General features: G+C 57.4%; 23 protein-coding genes. 7 read left to right on the top strand and 16 right to left on the bottom strand.

The window, feature by feature from the left end:
* Positions 1 to 246, top strand: a 246-nt coding sequence (locus DA915_RS29140; protein ID WP_210204448.1) for a hypothetical protein, incomplete at its 5' end; no start/stop codon positions are given.
* A gap of 22 nt (positions 247 to 268) precedes the next feature.
* Here DA915_RS29140 and DA915_RS27025 read toward each other — a convergent pair.
* The 11 genes from DA915_RS27025 to DA915_RS26970 all read right to left on the bottom strand — a co-directional run bounded on the left by DA915_RS27025 (position 269) and on the right by DA915_RS26970 (position 12,848).
* Entirely contained in the window at positions 269 to 1,879 is a 1,611-nt protein-coding gene (locus DA915_RS27025; RefSeq protein WP_192886672.1) for an ABC transporter ATP-binding protein, read from the bottom strand.
* A 1-nt stretch (position 1,880) separates the two neighbouring features.
* On the bottom strand, positions 1,881 to 3,011 hold the full coding sequence (locus tag DA915_RS27020) for an ABC transporter permease (protein ID WP_003510220.1): 1,131 nt from the start codon (positions 3,009 to 3,011) through the stop codon (positions 1,881 to 1,883).
* Positions 3,004 to 3,927: an oligopeptide ABC transporter permease OppB gene (gene oppB, locus DA915_RS27015; protein ID WP_003510218.1), complete on the bottom strand. Its 924-nt coding sequence runs from the start codon at positions 3,925 to 3,927 to the stop codon at positions 3,004 to 3,006. The genes DA915_RS27020 and oppB overlap by 8 nt, the downstream gene beginning before the upstream one ends.
* Positions 3,928 to 3,981: 54 nt before the next feature.
* Positions 3,982 to 5,577: a peptide ABC transporter substrate-binding protein gene (locus DA915_RS27010; RefSeq protein WP_107677822.1), complete on the bottom strand. Its 1,596-nt coding sequence runs from the start codon at positions 5,575 to 5,577 to the stop codon at positions 3,982 to 3,984.
* A 266-nt stretch (positions 5,578 to 5,843) separates the two neighbouring features.
* Positions 5,844 to 6,725 carry a carbohydrate ABC transporter permease gene (locus DA915_RS27005; protein WP_080570440.1) on the bottom strand — a complete coding sequence of 294 codons (882 nt, stop codon included), beginning with the start codon at positions 6,723 to 6,725 and terminating at the stop codon, positions 5,844 to 5,846.
* Positions 6,722 to 7,810, bottom strand: coding sequence for a carbohydrate ABC transporter permease (locus DA915_RS27000; RefSeq protein WP_107677821.1), 1,089 nt, complete (start codon positions 7,808 to 7,810; stop codon positions 6,722 to 6,724). The genes DA915_RS27005 and DA915_RS27000 overlap by 4 nt, the downstream gene beginning before the upstream one ends.
* A gap of 13 nt (positions 7,811 to 7,823) precedes the next feature.
* Entirely contained in the window at positions 7,824 to 9,092 is a 1,269-nt protein-coding gene (locus tag DA915_RS26995; RefSeq protein WP_107677820.1) for an extracellular solute-binding protein, read from the bottom strand.
* 420 nt (positions 9,093 to 9,512) lie between these two features.
* Positions 9,513 to 10,391, bottom strand: coding sequence for an HlyD family secretion protein (locus DA915_RS26985; RefSeq protein WP_107677818.1), 879 nt, complete (start codon positions 10,389 to 10,391; stop codon positions 9,513 to 9,515).
* Positions 10,388 to 10,597, bottom strand: a complete 210-nt coding sequence (locus DA915_RS26980) for a DUF1656 domain-containing protein (RefSeq protein WP_080864652.1) — start codon at positions 10,595 to 10,597, stop codon at positions 10,388 to 10,390. The genes DA915_RS26985 and DA915_RS26980 overlap by 4 nt, the downstream gene beginning before the upstream one ends.
* The gene (locus DA915_RS26975) at positions 10,594 to 12,624 is read right to left on the bottom strand and encodes an FUSC family protein (RefSeq protein WP_107677817.1); all 2,031 of its coding nucleotides are present in this window, start codon (positions 12,622 to 12,624) and stop codon (positions 10,594 to 10,596) included. The genes DA915_RS26980 and DA915_RS26975 overlap by 4 nt, the downstream gene beginning before the upstream one ends.
* Positions 12,621 to 12,848, bottom strand: a complete 228-nt coding sequence (locus tag DA915_RS26970; RefSeq protein ID WP_153064597.1) for a hypothetical protein — start codon at positions 12,846 to 12,848, stop codon at positions 12,621 to 12,623. The genes DA915_RS26975 and DA915_RS26970 overlap by 4 nt, the downstream gene beginning before the upstream one ends.
* A 236-nt stretch (positions 12,849 to 13,084) precedes the next feature.
* Here DA915_RS26970 and DA915_RS26965 point away from each other — a divergent pair, with 236 nt between their 5' ends.
* The gene (locus tag DA915_RS26965; RefSeq protein WP_035213610.1) at positions 13,085 to 13,864 is read left to right on the top strand and encodes a helix-turn-helix domain-containing protein; all 780 of its coding nucleotides are present in this window, start codon (positions 13,085 to 13,087) and stop codon (positions 13,862 to 13,864) included.
* Positions 13,865 to 13,976: 112 nt separating this feature from the next.
* On the opposite strand, the gene DA915_RS26960 is transcribed toward DA915_RS26965, so the two are convergent.
* On the bottom strand, positions 13,977 to 14,600 hold the full coding sequence (locus DA915_RS26960) for a TetR/AcrR family transcriptional regulator (RefSeq protein ID WP_099086312.1): 624 nt from the start codon (positions 14,598 to 14,600) through the stop codon (positions 13,977 to 13,979).
* An 87-nt stretch (positions 14,601 to 14,687) separates the two neighbouring features.
* Here DA915_RS26960 and DA915_RS26955 point away from each other — a divergent pair, with 87 nt between their 5' ends.
* Complete coding sequence (locus DA915_RS26955; RefSeq protein ID WP_003510207.1) at positions 14,688 to 15,461, top strand: SDR family NAD(P)-dependent oxidoreductase; 774 nt, start codon at positions 14,688 to 14,690, stop codon at positions 15,459 to 15,461.
* A 154-nt stretch (positions 15,462 to 15,615) separates the two neighbouring features.
* Here the strand turns inward: DA915_RS26955 and DA915_RS26950 are convergent, their stop codons facing one another.
* Complete coding sequence (locus tag DA915_RS26950; RefSeq protein ID WP_003510206.1) at positions 15,616 to 16,017, bottom strand: 4-oxalocrotonate tautomerase family protein; 402 nt, start codon at positions 16,015 to 16,017, stop codon at positions 15,616 to 15,618.
* 89 nt (positions 16,018 to 16,106) lie between these two features.
* Here DA915_RS26950 and DA915_RS26945 point away from each other — a divergent pair, with 89 nt between their 5' ends.
* A complete protein-coding gene (locus DA915_RS26945; protein WP_107677815.1) occupies positions 16,107 to 16,949 on the top strand; it encodes a LysR family transcriptional regulator in 843 nt (280 codons plus the stop codon).
* A gap of 147 nt (positions 16,950 to 17,096) precedes the next feature.
* On the opposite strand, the gene DA915_RS26940 is transcribed toward DA915_RS26945, so the two are convergent.
* Both DA915_RS26940 and DA915_RS26935 read right to left on the bottom strand, forming a co-directional pair.
* The gene (locus DA915_RS26940) at positions 17,097 to 17,501 is read right to left on the bottom strand and encodes a VOC family protein (RefSeq protein ID WP_192886670.1); all 405 of its coding nucleotides are present in this window, start codon (positions 17,499 to 17,501) and stop codon (positions 17,097 to 17,099) included.
* A gap of 27 nt (positions 17,502 to 17,528) precedes the next feature.
* Entirely contained in the window at positions 17,529 to 17,864 is a 336-nt protein-coding gene (locus DA915_RS26935) for a cupin domain-containing protein (RefSeq protein ID WP_003510203.1), read from the bottom strand.
* Between the two features lie 148 nt (positions 17,865 to 18,012).
* Here DA915_RS26935 and DA915_RS26930 point away from each other — a divergent pair, with 148 nt between their 5' ends.
* The gene (locus tag DA915_RS26930) at positions 18,013 to 18,558 is read left to right on the top strand and encodes a MarR family winged helix-turn-helix transcriptional regulator (protein ID WP_107677814.1); all 546 of its coding nucleotides are present in this window, start codon (positions 18,013 to 18,015) and stop codon (positions 18,556 to 18,558) included.
* A gap of 115 nt (positions 18,559 to 18,673) precedes the next feature.
* Here the strand turns inward: DA915_RS26930 and DA915_RS26925 are convergent, their stop codons facing one another.
* Complete coding sequence (locus DA915_RS26925) at positions 18,674 to 19,570, bottom strand: LysR family transcriptional regulator (protein WP_107677833.1); 897 nt, start codon at positions 19,568 to 19,570, stop codon at positions 18,674 to 18,676.
* 105 nt (positions 19,571 to 19,675) lie between these two features.
* On the opposite strand from DA915_RS26925, the gene DA915_RS26920 reads away from it, so the two are divergent.
* Together DA915_RS26920 and DA915_RS26915 are read left to right on the top strand one after the other, a co-directional pair.
* The gene (locus DA915_RS26920; protein WP_107677813.1) at positions 19,676 to 20,758 is read left to right on the top strand and encodes a 4-oxalomesaconate tautomerase; all 1,083 of its coding nucleotides are present in this window, start codon (positions 19,676 to 19,678) and stop codon (positions 20,756 to 20,758) included.
* A 48-nt stretch (positions 20,759 to 20,806) separates the two neighbouring features.
* A complete protein-coding gene (locus tag DA915_RS26915; RefSeq protein WP_003510196.1) occupies positions 20,807 to 21,808 on the top strand; it encodes an ABC transporter substrate-binding protein in 1,002 nt (333 codons plus the stop codon).

The following is a 21,808-nucleotide window of genomic DNA, read 5'->3' as shown; positions in this document are numbered from 1 at the left end:
CCAAACCCTACCAAACATATCAAAGGGCTCCGAGACAACTCAGAGCCCTTTTTGGCGTTTCTGGATCTCGGAAATTACGATATTCCGTCAAACCGCAATGGTCGCCAAATCTCCAACCTCTCAATGCCTGAGATTATACAGAAGCTGGATTTACAGGATCACAGGGATAGACCGCTTTCGACGAAAGACCGAGACCCGGAAGAACAGCGCGGACGTGATGGTCCTGTGCCCTGCCAAGAGGGGTAGTCCGGCACTGTCGGGCGCTAATCTACCGTGCGACTCCCGCCGAGAACGCGGATTTGATGAGTGTTTCGGTATATTCCGCCGTCGGCCTGTTGAATATGTCGTCCGTTTCTCCCTCCTCCACAATCTTCCCGTTTCTCATGACGATGACGTAATCCGAAATGGCTTTGACGACAGAAAGGTCGTGGCTGATGAAGATGTAAGAAAGGCCGTGCGTTTTTTGCAAATCGCGCAGCAGGTCAATAACCTGGCCCTGAACGGATCGGTCCAGCGCCGATGTAGGTTCGTCGAGAATGACGACATCAGGCTTAAGGATGATCGCGCGGGCAATTGCGATACGCTGACGTTGTCCGCCTGAAAACTCGTGAGGGTAACGGTTGCGGGCGGCGGGATCGAGACCGACTTCTTTCAGCGCTTCGATTGCGCGTTTGTCACGCTCCGCCCGGCTGAGTTGCTGCTCATGCACGAACAGACCTTCGGTGATTATTTCTCCGACCGTCTGTCTGGGCGAGAGAGAGCCATAAGGATCCTGGAACACCAGCTGCAGATGCCGTCGCAAAGGCCGCATGGCCTTTCGGTCGAGGCCGCTGATTTCCGTCGCGCCGAAGAAAATGCGGCCATTTGCATGGGCAAGACGCAAAAGCGCGCGACCGAGCGTGGACTTGCCCGATCCCGATTCACCGACGATGCCGATGGTCTGTCCCTGGTGAAGGCTGAGATTGACGTCATCGACGGCCCGAAACCTGCTGGGCTTCGACAGGAAGCCGCCGGGGATTTTATAATCGACTGTCACGTTCTGGCCGGAAAGAACGATCGGCGCCTCTTTACCGACTGCAGGCTTGTGCCCGCTGGGTTCTGCGTCAAGAAGCATCCTGGTGTATTCCGCCTGCGGACGATCGAAGATATCCTCCGTCGTGCCGGTCTCGACAATCTCGCCGCGGCGCATGACGGCGACGCGATCGGCAAAGTGGCGGACAACGCCGAGATCATGCGTGATCAGGACTATGGCCATGCCGAAGCGTTGCTGCAACGACTTCAGAAGGTCGAGAATCTGCGCCTGGATCGTTACATCGAGCGCAGTCGTCGGCTCATCTGCAATCAGAATGTCCGGTTCATTCGCGAGAGCCATGGCAATCATGACGCGCTGGCGCTGGCCGCCGGAGAGTTCGTGTGGGTAGCTGTCTATGCGCCGCTCCGGATCAGGAATTCCCACGAGCTTCAGGAGTTCGAGAACGCGTGCACGCGCTTGTCTTTTGCTGCCACCTTTGTGGTGGATGATCGGTTCGGCGATTTGCGCGCCTATCCTGTAGAGGGGATCGAGCGAGGTCATCGGCTCCTGGAAAATCATGGTGATTTTCGCGCCGCGGATGTCGTTCAGTTTGCTGACCGGCAGACCGATCAGCTCGCGCCCGCGATATTTTGCCGAGCCCTCAATAACGCCGTTGGATGCAAGCAGCCCCATGATGCCCATCATGGTCTGGCTTTTGCCGGAACCGGATTCGCCGACAACGGCGAGCGTTTCCCCCGGTTTGACGTCAAGATCGATGCCTTTAACGGCATTCACCGTGCCATCAGGCGTGGTGAAATCGACCTTGAGATTGCGGGCGGTGAGGATGGTTTCAGATGTCTTGGTCATATCAACGATCCTTGGGATCGAGCGCATCACGCAACCCATCGCCCACGAAATTGAGCGAAAACAGGGTCAGCACGAAGAAGATCGCCGGAAATATCAGGAGCCATGGTGCCGATTGGATATTGTTGGCACCTTCGGAAATCAGCGCGCCCCAGCTCGTCAACGGCGCCTGCACGCCAAGACCGAGGAAGGAGAGGAAGCTTTCCAGAAGAATGACCTTGGGCACGACAACGGTGACGAAGACGACGACGGGCCCGATGGTATTGGGAATGATGTGGCGGCGGATGATCTGCCAGTCGCTCAAACCCAGGGCTTGGGCAGCACTCACGAATTCCCGCCGTTTCAAGGCAAGCGTCTGGCCACGCACGATACGTGCCATATCCAGCCATTCCACGGCACCGATGACCAGGAAGATCAGGATAAAGCTGCGGCCGAAAAAGACCACCAGAACGACCACCAGAAAGACGAAGGGCAGCGAATAGAGGATTTCGACGAAACGCATCATCACATTGTCGACACGCCCCCCGATATACCCCGCAGTCGCGCCGTAAACGACGCCGATCCCAAGCGAAACGAGACTGGCGAGAACGCCGACGGTGATCGAGATCTGCCCACCCAGCATCACGCGAGCCAGCATGTCGCGACCGTTCGAATCCGTACCGAAGAAGAAGTATTCGCGGTTTACCTCGCCTTCCAGCTTCAGCGTCCGGCCTTCATCTTCGGTGGCGACGACCTTCGTATTTTCGAATTCGTTGGCGCGGTCGAAATAACGTGTCGCGCGCGGGTCGATCGGGCTACTGGAGGTGATGGTTGCCGTGAAGGTCTGCCCCTCCACGGAAAATTCCTTCAGTTCCACGCGCGCGCGGCCTGCGACGCCCTCCATCACGCCCTGAAGGTTGTTCACATCCGGGCGTGGCTCAAGGCTTGGCGCCACGGAGACATAGGATGAAAACACCTGATCATAGGTGTGCGTAAGGAAATTCGGACCGATAAATGAGAAAAGTGTAATCAGCACGAGCATGATGGAGCCAGCCATGGCCGCCTTGTTTCGTTTGAAACGCAGGGCTGCCAGCTGGAACAGGCTTCGGCTTTTCACCGATGGTTGAGGGGCAATATTGCCGGAGATATCAGTCATGTCTGACCCTCGGATCGAGCAGGCCGTAGAGAATATCGACCACGAGATTGAACACGATGACAAAAATGGCGACGAGAACGACGGTTCCCATCACCAGCGTATAGTCACGATTGATGGCGCCAAGAACGAAATAGCGGCCGACGCCGGGGATCGTGAAGATCGTCTCGACGACCGCCGAACCGGTGAGCAGGGCTGCGGCACAGGGCGCGAGATAAGAAACGACCGGCAGCATCGCCGCGCGCATGGCGTGGAACACCACCACGCTGCGCGCTGGAAGACCGTAGGCCTTGGCGGTGCGGATATGGTCCATCCGCAATGCCTCGATCATGGCACCGCGCGTCAGGCGCGCGATAACCGCAAGCTGCGGCAAAGCGAGCGCGATCATTGGAAGAATGAGATATCGCAGCGATCCGTCGCCCCAGCTGCCTGCCGGCAGAAGCCCGAGCATGACGGCGAAGATCAGCGTCAGAACCGGTGCGACAACGAAGTTCGGCACGGTGACGCCGACCGTCGAAATCGACATGATCGAGAAATCGAAGGCACTGTTCTGCTTGAGCGCGGCGAAGGTGCCGGCAAGAACGCCGCCCACCAGCGCCAATAGAAGAGCATAGCTGCCGAGTTCCAGCGAATAGGGCAGACCCTTGCCGATTAGCTGGGCGACGGTGTTGTCCTTGTAGATGTAGCTCGGACCGAAATCGCCGGTGACGGCATTGCCGAGATAGATGAGATACTGGCGCCACAATGGTTCATCCAGATGATAGGTTCTCATCAGGTTTTCCATCGTCTGCGGCGGCAGGGGGCGTTCAAGATTGAACGGACCGCCCGGTGCGAAACGCATCAGGAAAAACGAAATCGTAACGACGATAAACAACGTCGGCACGGCGCTCGCCAAACGGCGCAGAATAAACGAGATCATGGTTTTTCGGGCTCCGGCATGGCACGGTGGTTTCGGCCACCGTGCCAGTGCTGCTTATTCGGAAACGCTCAGGAAGCGGCTGAGGTGTTCGTTGGCAGCATTATCTTCCCAACCCTTGACGCGGTTGGAAACCAGCCAGAGATCGGCCTGCGTGAGAAGCGGAGCAACCGGCTGTTCCTTCATGAGGATCGTTTCTGCCTCATGCAGCAGCTTGGAGCGCGCTGCCGGATCCTTTTCGTCATAGGATTTCTTCATCAACGCATCATATTCGGCGTTGTTGAACTTGGCGTAGTTGAAGGTCTTGTTGGAGGATATGGAAAGCGCGAGGAAGTTTTCCGCATCCGCATAGTCGGCAACCCAGCCAGCACGCGCGACATTGAATTTGCCGCCTTCCTGCAGGTAGCCATAGTGCGAGGCGACGTCGAGGTTCACCAGCGACACCTTTGCGCCAAAGGTGTTCTTCCACATATCTGCAATAGCGGTGGCAACGCGTTCATGGTTCGGGTTGGTGTTGTAGCGGATTTCGACGGAAAGAGGCTTGCCGCCCTCACCGTAACCGGCTTCCTTCATGAGTTTGAGGGCTTCGTCTTCGCGATCAAGCTGGGACAGCGTCGCAAAGTCGGCCTTGGCTGGCTCGCCGTAGGAAGCCATACCGGGGGGAACCATCGAGTAGGCCGGAACCTGAGAGCCGCTGTAGATTTCCTTGGCGAGGAAATCGCGGTCCAACGCCATCGACAGGGCTCGGCGGACCCGGACGTCGTTATAGGGCGCTTCGCGCGTATCGAAGGTGTAGTAATAGGTCGCAAGGGTCGGCGAAACGTGAACCTGTTCACCATAGGCCTTGCGCAGACGGTCGATCTGATCCGCGGAAAAATTGTAGGCGAGGTCCATTTCCTTCGCTTCGAAACGGCGAACGGATGCGGCCTGGTCGTCCACCGGGTAGAAGATGACCTTATCGATCTTGGTGTTTGCTGCGTCCCAGAAACTGGTGTTCTTGACGACCGTCAGGCTGTCATTCGGGACATGCGCTTCGAGCTTGTATGCACCGTTCGAGACCATGACACCAGGCTTTACGAAGTTCGTGCCGTTCTTTTCGTAGCTCGCCTTTGAGATGGGCAGAGCCGCCTGATGGGCAAGCAGTTCAACGAAGAAGGGTGTCGGGCGCTCGAGTGTGATCTCAAGGGTCTTGTCATCCACCGCCTTCACGCCGAGCTGCTCAACCGGCGTTTCGCCCTTGTTGATCTTTTCGGCGTTCTTGATCGGGTAGAGAATATTCGCATATTTTGCCGCGGTCTTCGGGTCCTCGACGCGCTGGTAGGAGAAAACGAAATCTCCAGCCGTTACCGGAGTACCATCTGACCACTTCGCATCCGCGCGCAGCTTGAACGTGTAGACTGTGCCATCCTCAGACAGCGTCCAGCTTTCCGCCGTACCGGGAATGATCTTGCCGGCAGCATCGTAAATGGTGAGACCTTCATAAAGGTCTTTCAGGATAAAGGCTTCGATGTTGATCGAGGTTTGTGCCTGATCGAGCGTCTGTGGTTCCCCAGCATTACCACGGTGCAGAACTGTTTCTGCAAGTGCGGAACTGGCACCGATCAGAAGCGATCCTACCAGCAGAGTGACGCGCGCTGTTGTTGTTATCGACATTGTTTTCTTTCCCCGTGAATATTTTAAGTCCACAAACAAGGCCAAATTGCTTCAAAGCGCAACCACAATAACGCAACCACAATAAATTGTGAGTTCTGGCGAAACCTCGCGTTTCACTTGGGTTGACGTACCCAGCCTCCCGAGCTTGACCCAGCAGTTTCTTGTAGAAAACTTTGGTGGGAACTCATCCGGCGGCAGGCTGTCGCGAAGCGAAGATGCCGGCCTTCGGGGGGCCGAACGGTTCGCGCCGCGACCTTGCCGATGCATTATCCCTTTATCCCGCTCGCAGCGATACTGGAGATGAACAGCCTCTGCAGGCAGAGATAAAAGATCAGCACCGGCAGCGTAATGATGGTGAGATAAGCCATCACCTCACCCCAGGGTGTGTTGAGCTGGAAGAAATATTGCAGCCCCACCATCACCGGCCTGTAGGCCTCGGACTGGGTGACGAGAAGCGGCCATAGATATTGCTGGCTGTACATGACGAGAAACTTCAGGATCGCAGCCGTTGCGATGACCGGGCCGCTGAGCGGCATCACCACCTGAGCGTAAATCCGCAGCCAGCCAGCCCCGTCGATGCGCGCCGCCTCCAGCAACTCCTTCGGCAGATCCTTGAAATATTGCACGAAGAGGAAAATCGTCAGCCCGTCTGCGATCCATGGAATGATCTGCACATGCCAGGAATTGAGCCATCCCCAGGTGAACCCATTGCTGCCGATCCATGGCAGGTTGTTGACTTCCAGCAGCAGCGGCACGGCAATGGTTTCAAAGGGGATGATGAGGGTGGCGAGGATGACCGAGAAGAGAACATCCTTTCCACGCCAGTTCAAAAAGGTGAAAGCGAAGGCGGCAAGTGAGCCAAGCAGCAGGGCGAGAAAGACGGTAACGCCCGTTACCAGCACCGAGTTGAATATGAAGGTCGCAATCGGCGCTCGGGCAAAAGCCGCAGTGTAGTTTTCGAGCGAAAGGTCTCCCACCGGCAGGAAAGCTCGTATCGACGTGGCATCACTGAGCAGCTGGTCGTTCGGTTTCAGCGACGAGAAGCCCATGAAGAGCAGGGGCAAAATGAAGATCGCCGCGAAAGCCAGCATGAGTACATAGTTGCCGATGAGAAAAGCGAGGCTTTTGCGTTGTCCGGCCTGCATCATTGCTTCTCCCTTGTCAGGTATCGCTGGGTGAGCGATATGCACAGGACAAGCAGGAACAGGACGACCGAGATTGCCGAACCTGCCGCGATGTCCTGCTGTCGGTATCCCCGCTCAACCGCCTGATAGACGATGCTCTGCGTCGAATCGCGGGGCCCGCCCTTGGTCATCACATCGATCTGCGCAAAAAGGGCAAAAGCCTGCATGGTAATGACGATGATAATCAGCACGGCCGTGTTGCGCAGCAGCGGCCAGGTTATCATGCTGAACTTCTGCCAGCGGCTCGCTCCTTCGATATCAGCCGCCTCGTAAAGATCCGGAGAGATTGTTTGCAGGCCGGAAAGCCATATGACCATGTGGAAACCGACGCCCTGCCAGACTGACATCACCAGAATGGCCCACAGGGCGGTATCGGTTCTGCCCAGCCAGTCGACAGGCTGGAACAGCCCGAAGCTCATGTAACTCAAAAGGCTGTTCAGGAGCCCGTTATCCGCCGCATAGATAAACCGCCAGAGCAGGGCCACCACCACCACCGACAGCACCACAGGCATGAAGTAGATCGCACGGAAAATCGTGACGCCGGGAATCTTCTGGTTCACCAACAGGGCAAGAAACAACGCAAGTGCTGCCTGAACCGGCGCAACGACCGCCACGAAGGAAAGCGTATTGACGAGTGCTGTCAAAAAAACAACGTCGCGCGCCAGAATGACGATCTGGTTCTCGCCCCAGGTGAAGCTCTTATATTCCCGCATCCCTTCCAGATGGGGATAGTCGGGATTGTTGCGGGTGAAATTGCGAATTCGCGGATAGGAGATGGCGCCATCCGCACCCTGCTTGAGGCTCCCATCCGCCTCCCTTTCCGGCTCGAGCGTGAGCACGCCGATACCCAGCAGCCGGGTATAGTTTTCAACGCCGACAAACTCGGTCGGATTGGGAGATGTCAGCCGCTGGTTGGTGAAGGAAAAACCGAGCCCCAGCAGAAAGGGCATGATCAGGAACAGCCCGATCAGCACCATGGCCGGTCCAGCCATGAACCAGCCCGTGAAACCGTCCCGGGTCAGTTTCCCCTTTGAGGAAAAGAGCGCCATCGATCACATGCCCCTATTTGGGTTGGTAACCGGAATTACGCTCTATGTTGTTGTTTATCTCGTCGGTTGCATTGTCCAGCGTATCGGCCACATCCGCGCCATTGGCAATGTCGGACACGGCCTTGGAAAAGACCGGCGAGATGAAGGCGTAAGCTGGCGTCACCGGACGCAATGTTCCCTGACGCTTGGAGAGCTCGAAGAAAACCTCGAGCGGGCCGCCCTGCTTGTAATTCTTCGTCATCTGGGCCGCTGAAGACGTGGCCGGGATCAGGCCGATCGCATCGGAGAACTGCGCGAGATATTTGTCCTGTATGGCGAATTCGATGAAGGCGGATGCGCCTTCGGGATGTTTGCTGGTGGCCGACACGCCAAACTGCCAGGACCCGGCACCGATCTTCGGACCGTTCCCGAAATCAGGGGCAGGCAGGAAAAGCAGATCGTCCCCATATTTCTCCAGAGCCTTCACCGCCACCCAGTTGCCCATCCATTGCAGGGCGTGGCGACCTTCCAGAAATCCGGTTTCATGGTCGGCAGGCGACTGCGAGGTTCCGGGTGCGAGCTTCTTCTGGAACAGGGACTGCCACCATTCTCCGAACTTGATGGCACTGTCTCCGTTAAGGACGTTCTCGGCGGTCTGATAATTTTCCTTGTCGATCAAACTGCCGCCGAAGCTTTCCAGAAACGGGCTGAAGGCATAGCTGTACCATTCGGTTTTATCGGCCATGCCGAGGTCGATCGCATAGTCGAACTTGCCGCTGGCCGCGAGCTTTTCGAGCGCTGCATTAAATTCTTCGCCGCTCCATGGCTGGTCCAGCGTTGGAATGCGAATGCCATTTTCATCGAGAACAGATTTGCGGGCAAAGACCGCGACGGCTGCGTCCCACAGGCCGACTGAATAGAGCTTGTCTCCCCACTTCCCGACGGCGCCCGGCAGGAAATTGGCAAGCTTTGCCTCATCGATCTGCAGTGGCTGCAGATAACCGGACCACGCCCAGTTTGGCATGTTCGGGCCGTCGACATCCAGAATGTCAGGCAGCTTGTTGGAGAGCGCAGCGGCGGTGACGGACTCATTATATGCGCTCTGGGGAAATTCCTGAAGCGAGACCCGCCAGTCTGACTGAGACGAATTGAAGTCTTCGATAATGCCCGCCAGGATCTTGCGTTCTTCAACATTGCCCGCACCATGATACCACATCGTCAGGTCGGTTTGTGCCAATGCGGCAGTGGAAAAAAGCATCGACAGGGCAGTGGCTGCTCCGGCAAAAATGGCTTTGGTGGTCATAGATTGTCCTCCTCCTGAAGAAGGGTAACTTCACCATCTACAGATTGTTCCGCAGAAAATTCGCATTCGGACAACAGTGTCCTATTGCGAAAGCCTCGTTACGGCGGCTGCAAGTTCCGCTCCATCTCCGCCGTTGCGGCAATCTTTTGCAGCATACGCTTGGGGACGTTCGATCCATTGACCAGCCCCGAGCGTATGCTGTCTGCCTTTGAAGCAGTGATTCCTGGCGGCCTCGGCCCGATCCGGGGAACGCTGGCCGGCGTCGTCGTTCTCGGTATCTCCCAGGCGGCTGGCAATAGGTGGCTCCAATGGCTTATTTCGCTGCAAACCGAGTCGTAATCGGCTGCGAAAGGTTCCAGGAATCTTACGACTAAACCCGGTTAGCGATCACACAACGCCGTTGATAGAGCCAGATAAGACCTAGTCCCTGTTTTGTTCAATCGAAACCGTTGCAGTCCGGCCCGCTATCAGTTGCACGCCATCAGGGATCTCGTCGATCGATATCCGCACCGGAATCCTCTGAGCCAGACGAACCCATGAGAATGTTGGTGCCACACTTGCGAGAGCACCTGCGGAATCGCTGCGCTCCCGATCCTCGATGCCGGCCGCGATGCTTGCGACGTGCCCGATCACAGGTTCAGGCTCACCCATGATGTCGATCCTCACACGATCGTTTACGTGGAGCCGGGGAAGCTTTGTCTCTTCGAAATATCCTGCGATATAGATGGATTCTCTTTCTACCAGCACCCCGATGGCATTACCCGAAGAGACATAGTTTCCGCGGCGCAGAGAGAAGTTCGTGACGACCCCAGTTGCGGGCGCTTTCACGGTTGTCCGCTCCAGGTTGAGCGCGGCGAGATCCCGGGTGGCAAGCGCTGATTGATATGAAGCGTCTGCCTGATGCATCTGGCTTTCCGCCTGCTGTTGCTGCTTCAGGCTGGCAGCCTCTTTCGAGGCGAGCAACTGATATCGTTCGAAATCGGTTCTTGCCAGTTCCGCGGAAGCCCTGGCGCTCCGCACCTGGGCTTCCGCGTCACGCAGTGCAAGCTCGAAACGAAGTGTTTCGATACGAAATAGCGTTGCGCCTTTCTCCACCCACTCGTTGTCCGACACCAGAACTTCCGTGACGGGGCCGGAGACATCGGGAGCCAACCTGACAATGTCGGCACGGACATGAGCGTCGCGGGTCCATGGCGCTTCCATGTAAAACGACCATAGGTGCATGCTCAGCACCGCGGCACAAGCGACCATAGACAGGGTCAAAAGAACCCGACCCGAAATATGTGTGACATTCTTCATCTTTGAAACCAGCTCATAGCAATTGAAAACACGCCGAGAAGGGTGACGTAGAGTGCGAGGTTGAACAGCGAACGATGCCATACCAGCCGATAGAACCCGATCTTGGAGAGAGCGGATGCAAGAGCGCGGAGGACGCCGTAGGTGAACAGGGCGAGCGCTGCGAACGATGGCAGGAAGGCGCCATAGAGATCGAATTGCCCGGTCATGCTGCCATCTCGCTTGCAGGTGGCGTCGAGAAGCCCGGCGGATCAGCGTCCGGCGCAAGGCAAAGACGAAGGGCGGCGACCTGCACCAGAAGCTCCCGTTCCGCAGCCGCCGTGAGAGTGCCCGGAGCGGAAAGAACAAGCTCGTCCAAAACCGCAAGGGCATTTTCCAATGACTCACGGCGTCTGGTGGACTTCAGGTCGTATAGCCCTTCCACTGCCTTGAAGACGGCTTCCATTTTACAACGAACTGGCTCGGACGCTTCATCCGCAAGCCGCTGCATCTCCGCCACATGAAGGCCTGTACGCAAATTCCGAATAAGATCGGCATTCGCGGCATCGGAAGTCGATGGGAGTTTTGCCGCTCGCGAAGCAAACAGACCGGCGATATCGATGACGTGATGGTGCGTGACATGAGCGTCTGCATGTCTGCCGGCGGCGATTTTCGCAACGTGCCTCTGCGTAACGGAAAAAAGCCTTCTGGCGTTCGTCTCCGCCCTTACGGACCGGAAGATACCGCAGACTATAATCGTCCAGACCATGGCAAGTACGGTGGCAATCCCCGTGTTCGAGAATGTGATGAAGTCACTGCTCTGGTGTGCCTGGAGTGTGAGGAGAAGGGGAAAATTTATGCACAATCCCATGCCGACGAGTGCCAGCGACGGCACCGCGAGACTTATTCCCGCCGGGATCAGGAACAGCCCAAGTGCCGCGACGAGCGGCACGAAACCGTTGATCGCCGGAAGGATCGCGAAACCGTAGACGAATGCTGCGATGACTGAGCCAATCGTTACGCGGACAAACTTGCGCATCGCCGGAACCGGATCATCCATTGTGGCAAGGAGGCAGCAAGTGACCCCTGATATCTGGGCAAACGTCATTCCATCTGGCCAGCCGCTTGCGATCCAGAAGAAGATTGATGTCGCCAGGCAGATCGCCACTGAAAGCGCCGACAGCGAAGCCATTCCGATGTCGCGATGCTGGGCTGGCATTGTCTCGGGTGCCGTGAAGCGGCGGGTCGCTCTCGCCGTATTCTCTTCTTCCAGAGATTCTCGAAGAGTGCGGCACTCGTCGGATATTCGAAGAATATTCCCGAGATTCCGCGAAGCATTGGCGAGGAGAAGCTTTTCCCAGGAGTGAAGCGTATCGGACGGAGCAAGCGCATCGATCTCGACTTTCAGGCGTTCTGGGGTATTCGTCGAACGAGAAGCCACCCGTGCAATCACAACCAGAGCCCATTGTGCACCGGAGGTATTCAGCCTGGTCAATGAGCGCCGCAAATCTTCGAGTTCAGCCAGTAATGGAAGCAAGGACACCATTCGGTGCTGCAGTGATCGCGGCAACGAAACAGCACGTCGATATCTGGAGCCGTCATATTGAAGATGCGTCGTAAACGAGCGCATTTCCACAGCATCCGCCGCGAGACCTTGTCGCTCCATCCTGCTCTGGATTTCGCTCACCTCTCCGATTGCCGTCGTGGCGAGGAGCGTTCGCGTCTTTGCCATCCATGCGTCGATCCGACCGACGAGAACGTTGCCCACATGGGCAGGAAAGACGACATGGCTGATGATTGAGGCGCACGCGATGGCAAGGCCGATCTCCTCAATGCGCGATACGACCGTATCAAACGTGTTTGCCGGAGCCGTGACCAGCGGCAAACCCGCAAGAAGCACCGTATATCCGGCCAGTAGCGGAACATAGCTTCGGGGCGTGCGGTCGAGAAGACTGATGAAGGTGCATACCGAGACCCAGGCAATGATCGCGGCAGAAAGCAGTGCAGGCTCGTTTGCGAGGGTGGGAACCATGAGGATCGTCGCGCCGCCACCGATGAGAGTTCCGAGCAGTCGATAGACTGACTTGGAGGAGATCGCGCCCGAAAGCGGATGAGCGACGATGTAGACCGTAGCTACCGCCCAAAACGGTCGAGACAGATCGAAGCTGATGGCGATGAAATAAACCAGCATTGCCGCTGCGAACGTCTTCAAGGAAAAAATGACGTTGGCGGTGGTGACGACCGGGCGGGTGCTCACGCCTCATCTCCCGGCCGGGAGCTTCCGGTGGGGAGGTCTCGCTGGTTGTCGGCATCGGTGAGACCGTAGATTGCCGGTGAAACATAGCAGAAGGGCGGTGCCGCCAGGCAGGCATTCATATAGGCTTCAGCCGGGTCGGCACACGAAACAGTCGAGGTGGCTTTGGGCCGGCGGGCAAGGAACGTGTGGATTTTCAAGAGGAAGGTGCGTGTAAGCTTCCTCAAAAAGGTTATGCGCGTGGACCCGACCCGCTTGCGCGGTGCGGGCAGGATGCAAGGTCTGCGAGAGCACCTGTGAGGCAATCGAATTTCAGTCCGTACTATATCGGACCACCAGTGAGGGTCGTTCTTTTGAATTGCCATCGTCATTCTCCGAAATCTTTTCGGATGATCCTATCGACAAGGCACTCGGAGGAATTTAGATATCCTCTCAAGTGAACACTAAATCCAACCAGCCTCCGATGTCTCTTTCCGCAGCTCTCTTCGACCATGAGCTCGAAGAGTCCACGGCGCGAGCGCATGCCTTCAGGATCGACGTATCGCAAAACGAGCGCGAAGCTCCCGAGCACCAACATCGCAAGGGCCAACTCGTCATGGCTTTGCGAGGCGGGATCACCTGTCGCGTTCCAAGCGGGATGTGGATGGTGCCGCCTCATTGTGGTGTCTGGGTTCCAGGGGGCATGCCGCATAGCAATGTCGCGACCGCCAATGCTCGTCTGTTCTTCCTGTTCATTGAGCCGGGCGCCGCCGACCTTCCGGACCGGTGCTGCACGCTTTCCCTATCCCCGCTTGTCAGGGAACTTATCATCGAGATGGCTGACCAGTCCGAAGTCGCGATGGTGGATGCCGAACTCTTCACCACACTGCTTCTATCGGCCTTGTCGCGTATGCCCATAGAGGATCTGCATCTGCCGATAACCGATGAACCTCGGCTTGCTCGGATCGCGTCGGCACTGGTCGACGATCCTTCTGACCGAAGCACGATAGCGCGATGGGCGACACGAGTGGCGTTGAGCGAAAACTCCCTCGCCCGTCTCGTTCAACGGGAGACCGGCCTGACTTTCGGGCGTTGGCGGCAGCAGTTACAGTTGATCATCGCGCTGCGAAGTCTTGCAGCGGGGGCAACAGTGCAGCAGGTTTCGGGCGACCTTGGGTATGAGTCCGTATCTGCCTTCATAACGATGTTCAAGAAAGCGCTCGGTACATCTCCGGCCAGGTATCTCAAGACCTTCGACCAATAATCATAAAGGGAATGCTGTCACTAACGCGCAGGTGGGGCTTGAACAAGTTTTGATGGAGAGTCGCCTGTCAGCTCTATTCGGCCTATTCTGACTGAGCCCTCAATCTGCCTGTTCAATCCTGACGGCCCTGTTTCCCCGGCCAGGCTGTCAGCGCGACGTCGACCAGAGCCTTCAATCTTGCCGTACATGCGCCATCACATGCCTGTGCAGACATGCCCTGAATGATGGCGCCATAAAAGCGCGCGAGGGTATCCGTGTCCGTTTGCTCGGGCAGTTCGCCTTCGCTGACGGCGCGGTCGAACCGCGTCTTGAGAATCTGTATTGCCGCCTCGCGCCATGCTGCCGCTGTGCGGGCGACAGAGGCGTTTTCTTCCGAATGCTGGAGAACGGCGGTAGACACGATGCATCCGCGCGGCTTGTCCGGCTGGGTGTCTCCTTCGGCAATGTCGTAGAGATAAGTGGCGAGCGCCTCGTAGGCCGGTATTTTCGCCTGCAGCATTTCGGAACGGCGTTGGCTTTGCTGCGCGATGCTATGATCGAGCGCCAGCCGGAATAATTCTTCCTTTGAACCGAAGGTCGCGTAGAGGGACGGCGGGGTGATGCCCATCGCATGGGTAAGGTCCGCTATCGAGGTTCCCTCATAGCCGCGTTCCCAGAACAGCCGGGCTGCGACATCGAGCCCTGCATTCCGATCGAGCAGACGCGGTCTGCCGCGTTTTCGCGTTGTTTCAGTCATTATTATATCGATCACTATAAAAATATTGACAGATCATGATTGGCTTTTATTATATCGATCGCTAGTTAAATCGCAACGGAGTGATCCATGTCCCGGAAACTATCCAACAAAGTCGCCCTCATAACGGGCAGTTCACGCGGTATTGGCCGCGCCGCCGCCCTGGCGTTTGCGAAAGAAGGTGCAGGTCTTATCGGCGTCCATTACGGCGCAAATCCCGATGCCGCACAGGCAACGATCCGCGAGATCGAGGCCCTCGGTTCGAAGGCGGTCGCGCTCAATGCCGATCTGCGGGCAGGGAAAGCAGCGACCGACAGCTTGTGGGAGCAGTTTAAGGAAGCCGCGATCGCTTTCACCGGCGCGCCATCGCTCGATATTCTCGTCAACAATGCGGGCATTGCCCCGGCGACGCCGCTGAAAGAAACAACGGAAGCCGCGTTCGACGAGTTGATGACGATCAACTTCAAGGCGCCATTCTTCCTTATTCAGGCTGTCGCTGATCATCTCCGCGACAATGGCCGGATCATCAATGTTTCGACCGGTTTCACGCGCATTGCGGCGCCGACGCATCCGGCTTATGCGGCATCCAAGGGTGCGCTTGAGACATTGACGCTGGCACTCGCCCCGGAATTCGGCCGGCGCGGAATTACGGTCAATTCGGTTCTGCCGGGTGTTACTGAAACCGACATGAACGCCGAATGGCTGGCAGCGCCTGAGGCCCGTGCCGGTGCCGAGGCCCTGTCCGTCTTTTCACGTATCGGTCGCGCCGACGATATTGCTGACGTCATCACATTCCTTGCCTCGGATGATGCCCGCTGGACGACTGGACAGATGATCGATGCGACAGGCGGTGCGCGGATTTGATCCCGCGAGCGTAGACTTGGATGACGGGTGTCGGGCGGTTTCGCTCGACGCCCGAATGAGGAGGTGGGACGGCTGTAGTCCTCCTCCTCGGGCAGGTCGTATATCCGGGGCCGCGCCGCTGACTTTGTCGGCCTGCCTCATCTGGTTGCCGGCGTTATCCGTGCTTGCGCGCCCACCGCAGGTTCTGGGTTTGCCCGCCATAACCATAGGCGTCGCCATCAACAGCGTGAACCAGGACATAGCTCGCCTCGTGCACGGGGCCTACCAGCGCGTTCATCCCGTCATAGACCCGCCGGACCCATTCGGTCGTTTCATCCTTTATGTTGGTGTGCTCGGTAATCGAAACCTCGACATAGAAGCTTCCGATCTTCTGGTCGGCGACACTCGATCCGGCAATGATCCAGTCCTCGGGATCGGCACTCTCGACGAGAACCGCGGTGACGGCCGGGTCCTTGTGCAGGATTTCCGCCGTGAGGCGAGAGAGCAGCGCCGCGACTTCCAGCTTTGGGTCGCTTCCGTTTCGGGGTTTGGTGTAACGCGCTTTGATCATGGGCATGGTCTTGTCTCCTTGTTGCCGAGACACCTTGCGCAAATTTCTTCATAATGAGAAGATGAGAATAGATATTCCATACATAGTGATTTCATATGATTGATCTTGAGAGCGTTCGCCTGTTCATTTTCTCCGTCGAGCTCGGCAGCCTGACAAAGGCGGCGGAGGCGGCGGGAACCGTGCAACCGGTCGTCAGCCAAAAATTGAAGATGCTGGAGCAGCGTGTCGGCAGGCGTCTGATCGACCGTTCGCCGCGTCATCTGCGGCTCACGGAGGATGGTGAGGTGTTTCTGCCGAAGGCGCGCGAGCTGCTCGCCAAACACGAGGAAGCACTGACCTTCGGTCACGAATCACCGCTGCACTTCAGCCTGGCTGCCAGTGACCATGCGATCGGGGGCCGCCTTTCGACGGCCATAAGAGCGATGCGTGCGGCACTTCCTGCCAATGCGGTGATTGAAGTGAATGTCGGCTTTTCGCGGCACGTGAAGGAAAATTTCGCGTCCGGACAGGCGGACGCCGTCATTTTCAGGCGCAACGGCGGTGGCTCTGACGGCGAAATCCTGCGTACTGACAAGCTGGGATGGCGGGCCGCTCCAGACTGGCGGCCACGCGCGAACAGCGCCATCCCGCTGGTGTCGCTGGGAACCGGGTGTGGAGTCCGGGAAATTGCGGTGTCGGAGCTTAGAAGAGCCGGCGTGGATTGGCGCGATGCGTTCACCGCCGGAAGCTGCTCGGCGCTCCATGAAGGAATTCTTGCGGGAGCGGGTGTCGCACCGCTCGGCGGTATTAGCGCCCGTGGTCTGCCCGACAGGGGTGCGGAACTCGGGCTGCCTTCGTTGCCGCCTTCCGAGATCGTTCTTCTCTCCCGTGCAAGAACGCCGGCACACGCATCGGCGATCAGGGCGCTGGCCGCAGCCGTATCGGGCACCGGCGATTAGGTGAAGGGGCGGACGTGCTTTAGTTTCCGGCTGCTGTTCGCAGCCCACGGTCAAGTGCGAAGCGCCTTCCTGATATCAAAACCATTCGGGAGGCACGCTTTACGCTATCAATGGGGATCATCCCTTTGTGTATAACGTATAGTGACGTCAGCCCGCATTGCTTAAATCCATGTAAGCGGGTTCAAACTCGTGGCCATCGGGATCGGCGAAGGTGCGAAGATACATGAAACCCAGATCCTGCGGCTCTCGAACATCCGCCTGTCCGCCCGCTTTTGCCGCGGCGTCAACCATGGCATCCACCTCTTCGCGGCTGTCGCGCGAAAGAGCGATCAGCATGCCGTTTGTTTTGTGAGCATCGGCGATCGGTTTGGCGGTGAAGGTCTTGTAATAGTCATGCCGCAGAAGCTGGAAGGTAATCGTGTCCGACCACACCATCGAGCTTGCGTCTTCGTTGGAAAACTCCTCGTTCTTCACGCAGCCGATTGCCCCGTAGAAGGTGGTTGAAACAGCCAGATCTTTCACCGGCAGGTTCAGGAAAATCATTTTGGCCATTGTCTTTCTCCTCTTGCTGGAACGGAATTACAGGAAGGTCTGCTGGAACGTTTCACTCGGATGGATGCAGATGATCTCCAGCCGGTCAGTGCCGATATTTTCAAAGCGATGGGGGATATTGGCAGGCCCGACGACGATGTCTCCCGACGAGCCGCGCGCCCGTTGATCGCCTATGGTGAACTCGGCCTCGCCTTTGCGCACCACCCAGGTTTCGGCATAGGGGTGAACATGCAGATCAGGGCCGCGACCCGGATCGGCATTGACTAGAAAGATGGATACGGCGCTTCCGTATTCGCATCCTTCATAACGCACTGTCCGGCTCTCGCCGGGCTTCGGCTCGTGATGACGGCGTATGGAAAACATCTGGTCTCCTCCCTGAGACAAAACTATCTTCGCGAGAAGATATATGTGCGATTTATCTTCCTGTCAAGATATCTATCTTCTCGCAAAGATATATTCACGGAGCAGGCAAAGCCGTATATGGTTTTCAGAGTGGTAATGGGGTGATGAGATGAAGCAGGCGATGCCGGACACGACGGCGGATCGGACGATTGAAACTGACAGGGAAGATCATGTCGATCGTCTCCGTGGCCAGTGGGCGCGGGAACTGCCTGATATCGATACCGAGCCGATGGCTATCTTCGGGCGCGCCAAACGGCTCAGCAGCCTTCTGGCACCGTCAATAGAAGAGACATTCGCCGGCTTTGGTCTCGATCGCGGCGAGTTCGATGTTATTGCCACATTGCGCCGGTCGGGACCGCCCTACCAGCTGACGCCGACGGAGATGTACACGACGCTGATGCTCTCTTCAGGCGGCCTGACGCACCGGCTCGACCGATTGGAAAAGGCCGGCCTCATCGAGCGCAGAAAATCGAAGCTCGATGGGCGCAGCGTTGTCGTATGCCTCATGCCGGCCGGCATCGAACTGGCGGAAAAGGCGTTTCGTCAGGACATGACAAGCGAACTGAATTTCCTGCAGGGCCTCACTCCGGACGAGCGCGAGAACCTCGCGGCGCTGCTGAAAAAGCTGGTGCTGGATATCGAGGCCCGGGTGTAGCTTCTGGTGCAAATTCGTTCATTCGAGCGATCTGCAAATCAGAGGCTGTTACCGCGCACCTACGGTTTGCGCCGCCACTAGCCGGGATGTCGTAGAAGGTATTTTTCTAAAGAGATCATTGTGTTTTCCAGGTCTCGAGCAGCATCCTCACAAATTTTTCGGCGGCTGGGGAAAGAGCACTGCTTCGCCTTTGCACGATGCCGATCGTACGGGAGACCACCGGGTTGACGATCGGCCGGGTGATGAGGAATGGATGATCGTCCTGCGGCGTTGCCAGCCGCGGCAGGACTGAAATCCCAAGCCCGGCTTCGACGAGACCGAGTGATGTGTTGAGATGCGTGACCTCATAAAACCAGTTCAATTTCAGATTGTGCCGTGCAAGCGCGCTGTCCAGAAGCGTCCTGTTGCCGCTTGAACGATCCACGACGACCAGCGGATAGGCCTCCAGCTGGTCCCACTCGATCGTTTCGAACGCTGCCAGAGGGTGGTCTTTTCGCATTGCCAGCACGAAGGGGTCATCGATGAGTGGCTCGAATGAAAGCTCGGGATCAGAATTGCCCATCAGGTTGATGCCGAATTCCACCTCGCCTCTGGCGACCGCCTGCAGACCCTCATTGGCCGTCAAGTCCCTGATCCGCAGCCTTATGTGGGGATATTGCTGGCTAAAGGTCTTTATGACGGTGGGAAGAAAGTAAAAAGCGGCGGTGGGGACGCAAGCCATTGTGATCAGCCCGCGCCGTTGCGCGCCGTCCTTCATGGCAAAAAGCGACCCGTCAAATTCCTCGAGCATCCGCCGGACGAGGGGCATGACTTCCTGCCCCATGGCGGTGGGTGCGACGTGGCGCGTCGTTCTTTCCAGAAGTGGCGCCCCGATGGCCTGCTCCAGTTTCTGGATGCGGCGGGTGAGCGCCGGTTGCGAGATGTGCAGCGCCTCGGCGGCCCTGTGGAAACTGGCGAATTCAACCACCGCTTGAAATGCCCGCAGATCCAGAATTTCGCAATTGATGCTCATGCCGCAATAAAACTCCAAAACATTGCATTTAACAGATTAGACTCTTTTGCTCATATTGCAACAACACGGCGTATTGATCCGCCAAATGCAATATTGAGGCAACCCATGAACGATCTGCTGAAGATACCCTGTGTGCTGATGCGCGGTGGAACGTCGCGTGGACCGTTCTTTCTTGCATCCGATCTTCCGCGTGATCGAGCAGACCGGGACGCGGCCCTTCTTTCCATCATGGGGTCGGGCCATCCGTTGCAGATCGACGGCATTGGCGGAGGCAATCCGGTCACCTCCAAAGTTGCGATTATCGGACCTTCCACGGTCAGAGGCGCCGACATAGATTATCTGTTCGCACAGGTTCGGACCGACAGGCAGTATGTCGACTATTCGCCAAACTGCGGAAACATGCTGGCCGCCGTCGGCCCCTTCGCCATCGAAGCGGGGCTTGTCGAAGCGCAGGGCAACGATACTCTTGTGCGAATTCATAACGTGAATACCGGCAAGCTGATCGAGGCGAAGGTCCCGACACGCGGCCGCGAGGTTATTTATCTCGGCGACGCCTCGATCGACGGTGTTCCGGGCCTGGCGGCGCCCATCGCATTGACATTCATGGATGCGGCGGGTGCGAAAACCGGCAAGCTGCTGCCCACCGGAAAGCCGGTTGACGTGATCGATGGCGTCAACGTGACGGCCATAGACTGCGCCATTCCGATGGTTCTCATCCGCGCAGCCGATCTCGGCATGACGGGTTACGAGGATCCGCAAACCCTGAGCGCCCACAAGGATCTCATCGAACGGATGACCCGCATCCGCATTGAGGCCGGAACGTTGATGGGAATGGGCGATGTGAAAGACATGGTCATTCCGAAACCGGTGCTCGTTGCGCCGGCCCGCAGAGGCGGCACTCTCTCGGTACGGTATTTCATGCCCAACGAGTGTCATCCCGCACTGGCGACGACCGGTGCTGTTGGCATAGCAACCGCGGCTGTCACCAAAGGCTCCGTCGCATATGATGTGGCCGGAGGCCTTTCTGTGCCCACCCAGATCCGCATCGAACATCCCGCCGGCTGCCTCGACGTGCAGCTGGAAATGCGAAACGGCGCAATAACGGCCGGACTTGTAAGGACGGCGCGCAGGCTTTTCGAAGGCTTTGCCTTCGCCAAACCAACCGCTGCGATTGAAGACGCAGCCTAGACGCGGCCATAGTGGCGCAAAATATAGTCAAACCGGGAGGAGACCCTTATGCGTAAATATCTGCTTGCAACCGCCGCGCTCTGTGCGCTGGCGGCATCCGCCAATGCCGAATCCGTCAGAATGAGCGTTGGCTCGTATAACCTCAACAACCTGCCTTTCCCCGTGGCCGCCAGTCTAGGCTTCTACAAGGAGGAAGGCCTTGATGTAACGACCGAGAACTTTGCCCAGGGCGGCTCTAAGGTGCTTCAGGCTCTGGTTGCCGGTTCCACCGACGTTGCCGTGGGTTTCTACGATCATACGATCCAGATGCAGTCGCAGAACAAGCACGTGGTCGGCTTCGTGCAGCTTGCCCGTAACTCAGGTCTGGTTCTCGCCGGCAAGAACGACACCGATTTCGATCCGGCCAAGCCCGAGACGATCAAGGGCAAGAAGGTCGGCATCACGTCGCCCGGCTCCTCTTCGGACTTCTTCATTCGCTACTACATGAAGCAGCATAATCTCAGCGACAACGACATTTCCATCATCGGTGTCGGTTCGGGCGCTGCGGCCGTTGCAGCCCTGCAGCAGGGCAAGATCGATCTGCTCGTCAATTACGACCCTGCCGCGACCATCGTCGTGGAGCGCGGGCTCGGCAAGATCCTCATCGATGCCCGTAGTGATCAGGGCGCCAAGGATGTCTACGGCGGCATCTATCCGACATCAGTTCTTTACGCGACGCAGGATTATATCAACGCCAATCCCGAAGTGATCCAGAAGGTCACCAATGCAACGGTTCGGGCTCTGCACTGGATGAAGCAGCATTCTGCGGAAGAAATCGTCGCAAAGCTTCCCGATGATTTCGTGTCCGGCGACAAGCAGACTTACATCAAGGCAGTTGAAGCGGCCAAGGCGATCTTCTCCGAAGATGGCAAGTTTGAGCCTGCCGATCTCGAAACGCCGCTGGCCGTCCTGAAAAGCTTCAACGATGCGGTCGCAAAGGCGACGATCGACCTCAACACCACCTACACCAACAAGTTCGTCGAGGCCGCGGCCTCGAAGGCCGCAAACTGA

It is taken from the genome of Agrobacterium sp. LAD9 (assembly GCF_003031125.1).
GTDB classification, from domain to species: Bacteria; Pseudomonadota; Alphaproteobacteria; order Rhizobiales; family Rhizobiaceae; genus Agrobacterium; species Agrobacterium radiobacter.
Note: the sequence above shows the minus strand (reverse complement) of the source record. Positions and strands in the feature narration are given on the sequence as shown.

Bases quoted from the DNA above. Each gene is read 5' to 3' on its own strand.
- DA915_RS27025 (WP_192886672.1), bottom strand. From the start codon at position 1,879: ATGACCAAGACATCTGAAACCATCCTCACCGCCCGCAATCTCAAGGTC.
- DA915_RS27020 (WP_003510220.1), bottom strand. From the start codon at position 3,011: ATGACTGATATCTCCGGCAATATTGCCCCTCAACCATCGGTGAAAAGC.
- oppB (WP_003510218.1), bottom strand. From the start codon at position 3,927: ATGATCTCGTTTATTCTGCGCCGTTTGGCGAGCGCCGTGCCGACGTTG.
- DA915_RS27010 (WP_107677822.1), bottom strand. From the start codon at position 5,577: ATGTCGATAACAACAACAGCGCGCGTCACTCTGCTGGTAGGATCGCTT.
- DA915_RS27005 (WP_080570440.1), bottom strand. From the start codon at position 6,725: ATGATGCAGGCCGGACAACGCAAAAGCCTCGCTTTTCTCATCGGCAAC.
- DA915_RS27000 (WP_107677821.1), bottom strand. From the start codon at position 7,810: ATGGCGCTCTTTTCCTCAAAGGGGAAACTGACCCGGGACGGTTTCACG.
- DA915_RS26995 (WP_107677820.1), bottom strand. From the start codon at position 9,092: ATGACCACCAAAGCCATTTTTGCCGGAGCAGCCACTGCCCTGTCGATG.
- DA915_RS26985 (WP_107677818.1), bottom strand. From the start codon at position 10,391: ATGAAGAATGTCACACATATTTCGGGTCGGGTTCTTTTGACCCTGTCT.
- DA915_RS26980 (WP_080864652.1), bottom strand. From the start codon at position 10,597: ATGACCGGGCAATTCGATCTCTATGGCGCCTTCCTGCCATCGTTCGCA.
- DA915_RS26965 (WP_035213610.1), top strand. From the start codon at position 13,085: ATGTCTCTTTCCGCAGCTCTCTTCGACCATGAGCTCGAAGAGTCCACG.
- DA915_RS26960 (WP_099086312.1), bottom strand. From the start codon at position 14,600: ATGACTGAAACAACGCGAAAACGCGGCAGACCGCGTCTGCTCGATCGG.
- DA915_RS26955 (WP_003510207.1), top strand. From the start codon at position 14,688: ATGTCCCGGAAACTATCCAACAAAGTCGCCCTCATAACGGGCAGTTCA.
- DA915_RS26950 (WP_003510206.1), bottom strand. From the start codon at position 16,017: ATGCCCATGATCAAAGCGCGTTACACCAAACCCCGAAACGGAAGCGAC.
- DA915_RS26945 (WP_107677815.1), top strand. From the start codon at position 16,107: ATGATTGATCTTGAGAGCGTTCGCCTGTTCATTTTCTCCGTCGAGCTC.
- DA915_RS26940 (WP_192886670.1), bottom strand. From the start codon at position 17,501: ATGGCCAAAATGATTTTCCTGAACCTGCCGGTGAAAGATCTGGCTGTT.
- DA915_RS26935 (WP_003510203.1), bottom strand. From the start codon at position 17,864: ATGTTTTCCATACGCCGTCATCACGAGCCGAAGCCCGGCGAGAGCCGG.
- DA915_RS26930 (WP_107677814.1), top strand. From the start codon at position 18,013: ATGAAGCAGGCGATGCCGGACACGACGGCGGATCGGACGATTGAAACT.
- DA915_RS26925 (WP_107677833.1), bottom strand. From the start codon at position 19,570: ATGAGCATCAATTGCGAAATTCTGGATCTGCGGGCATTTCAAGCGGTG.
- DA915_RS26920 (WP_107677813.1), top strand. From the start codon at position 19,676: ATGAACGATCTGCTGAAGATACCCTGTGTGCTGATGCGCGGTGGAACG.
- DA915_RS26915 (WP_003510196.1), top strand. From the start codon at position 20,807: ATGCGTAAATATCTGCTTGCAACCGCCGCGCTCTGTGCGCTGGCGGCA.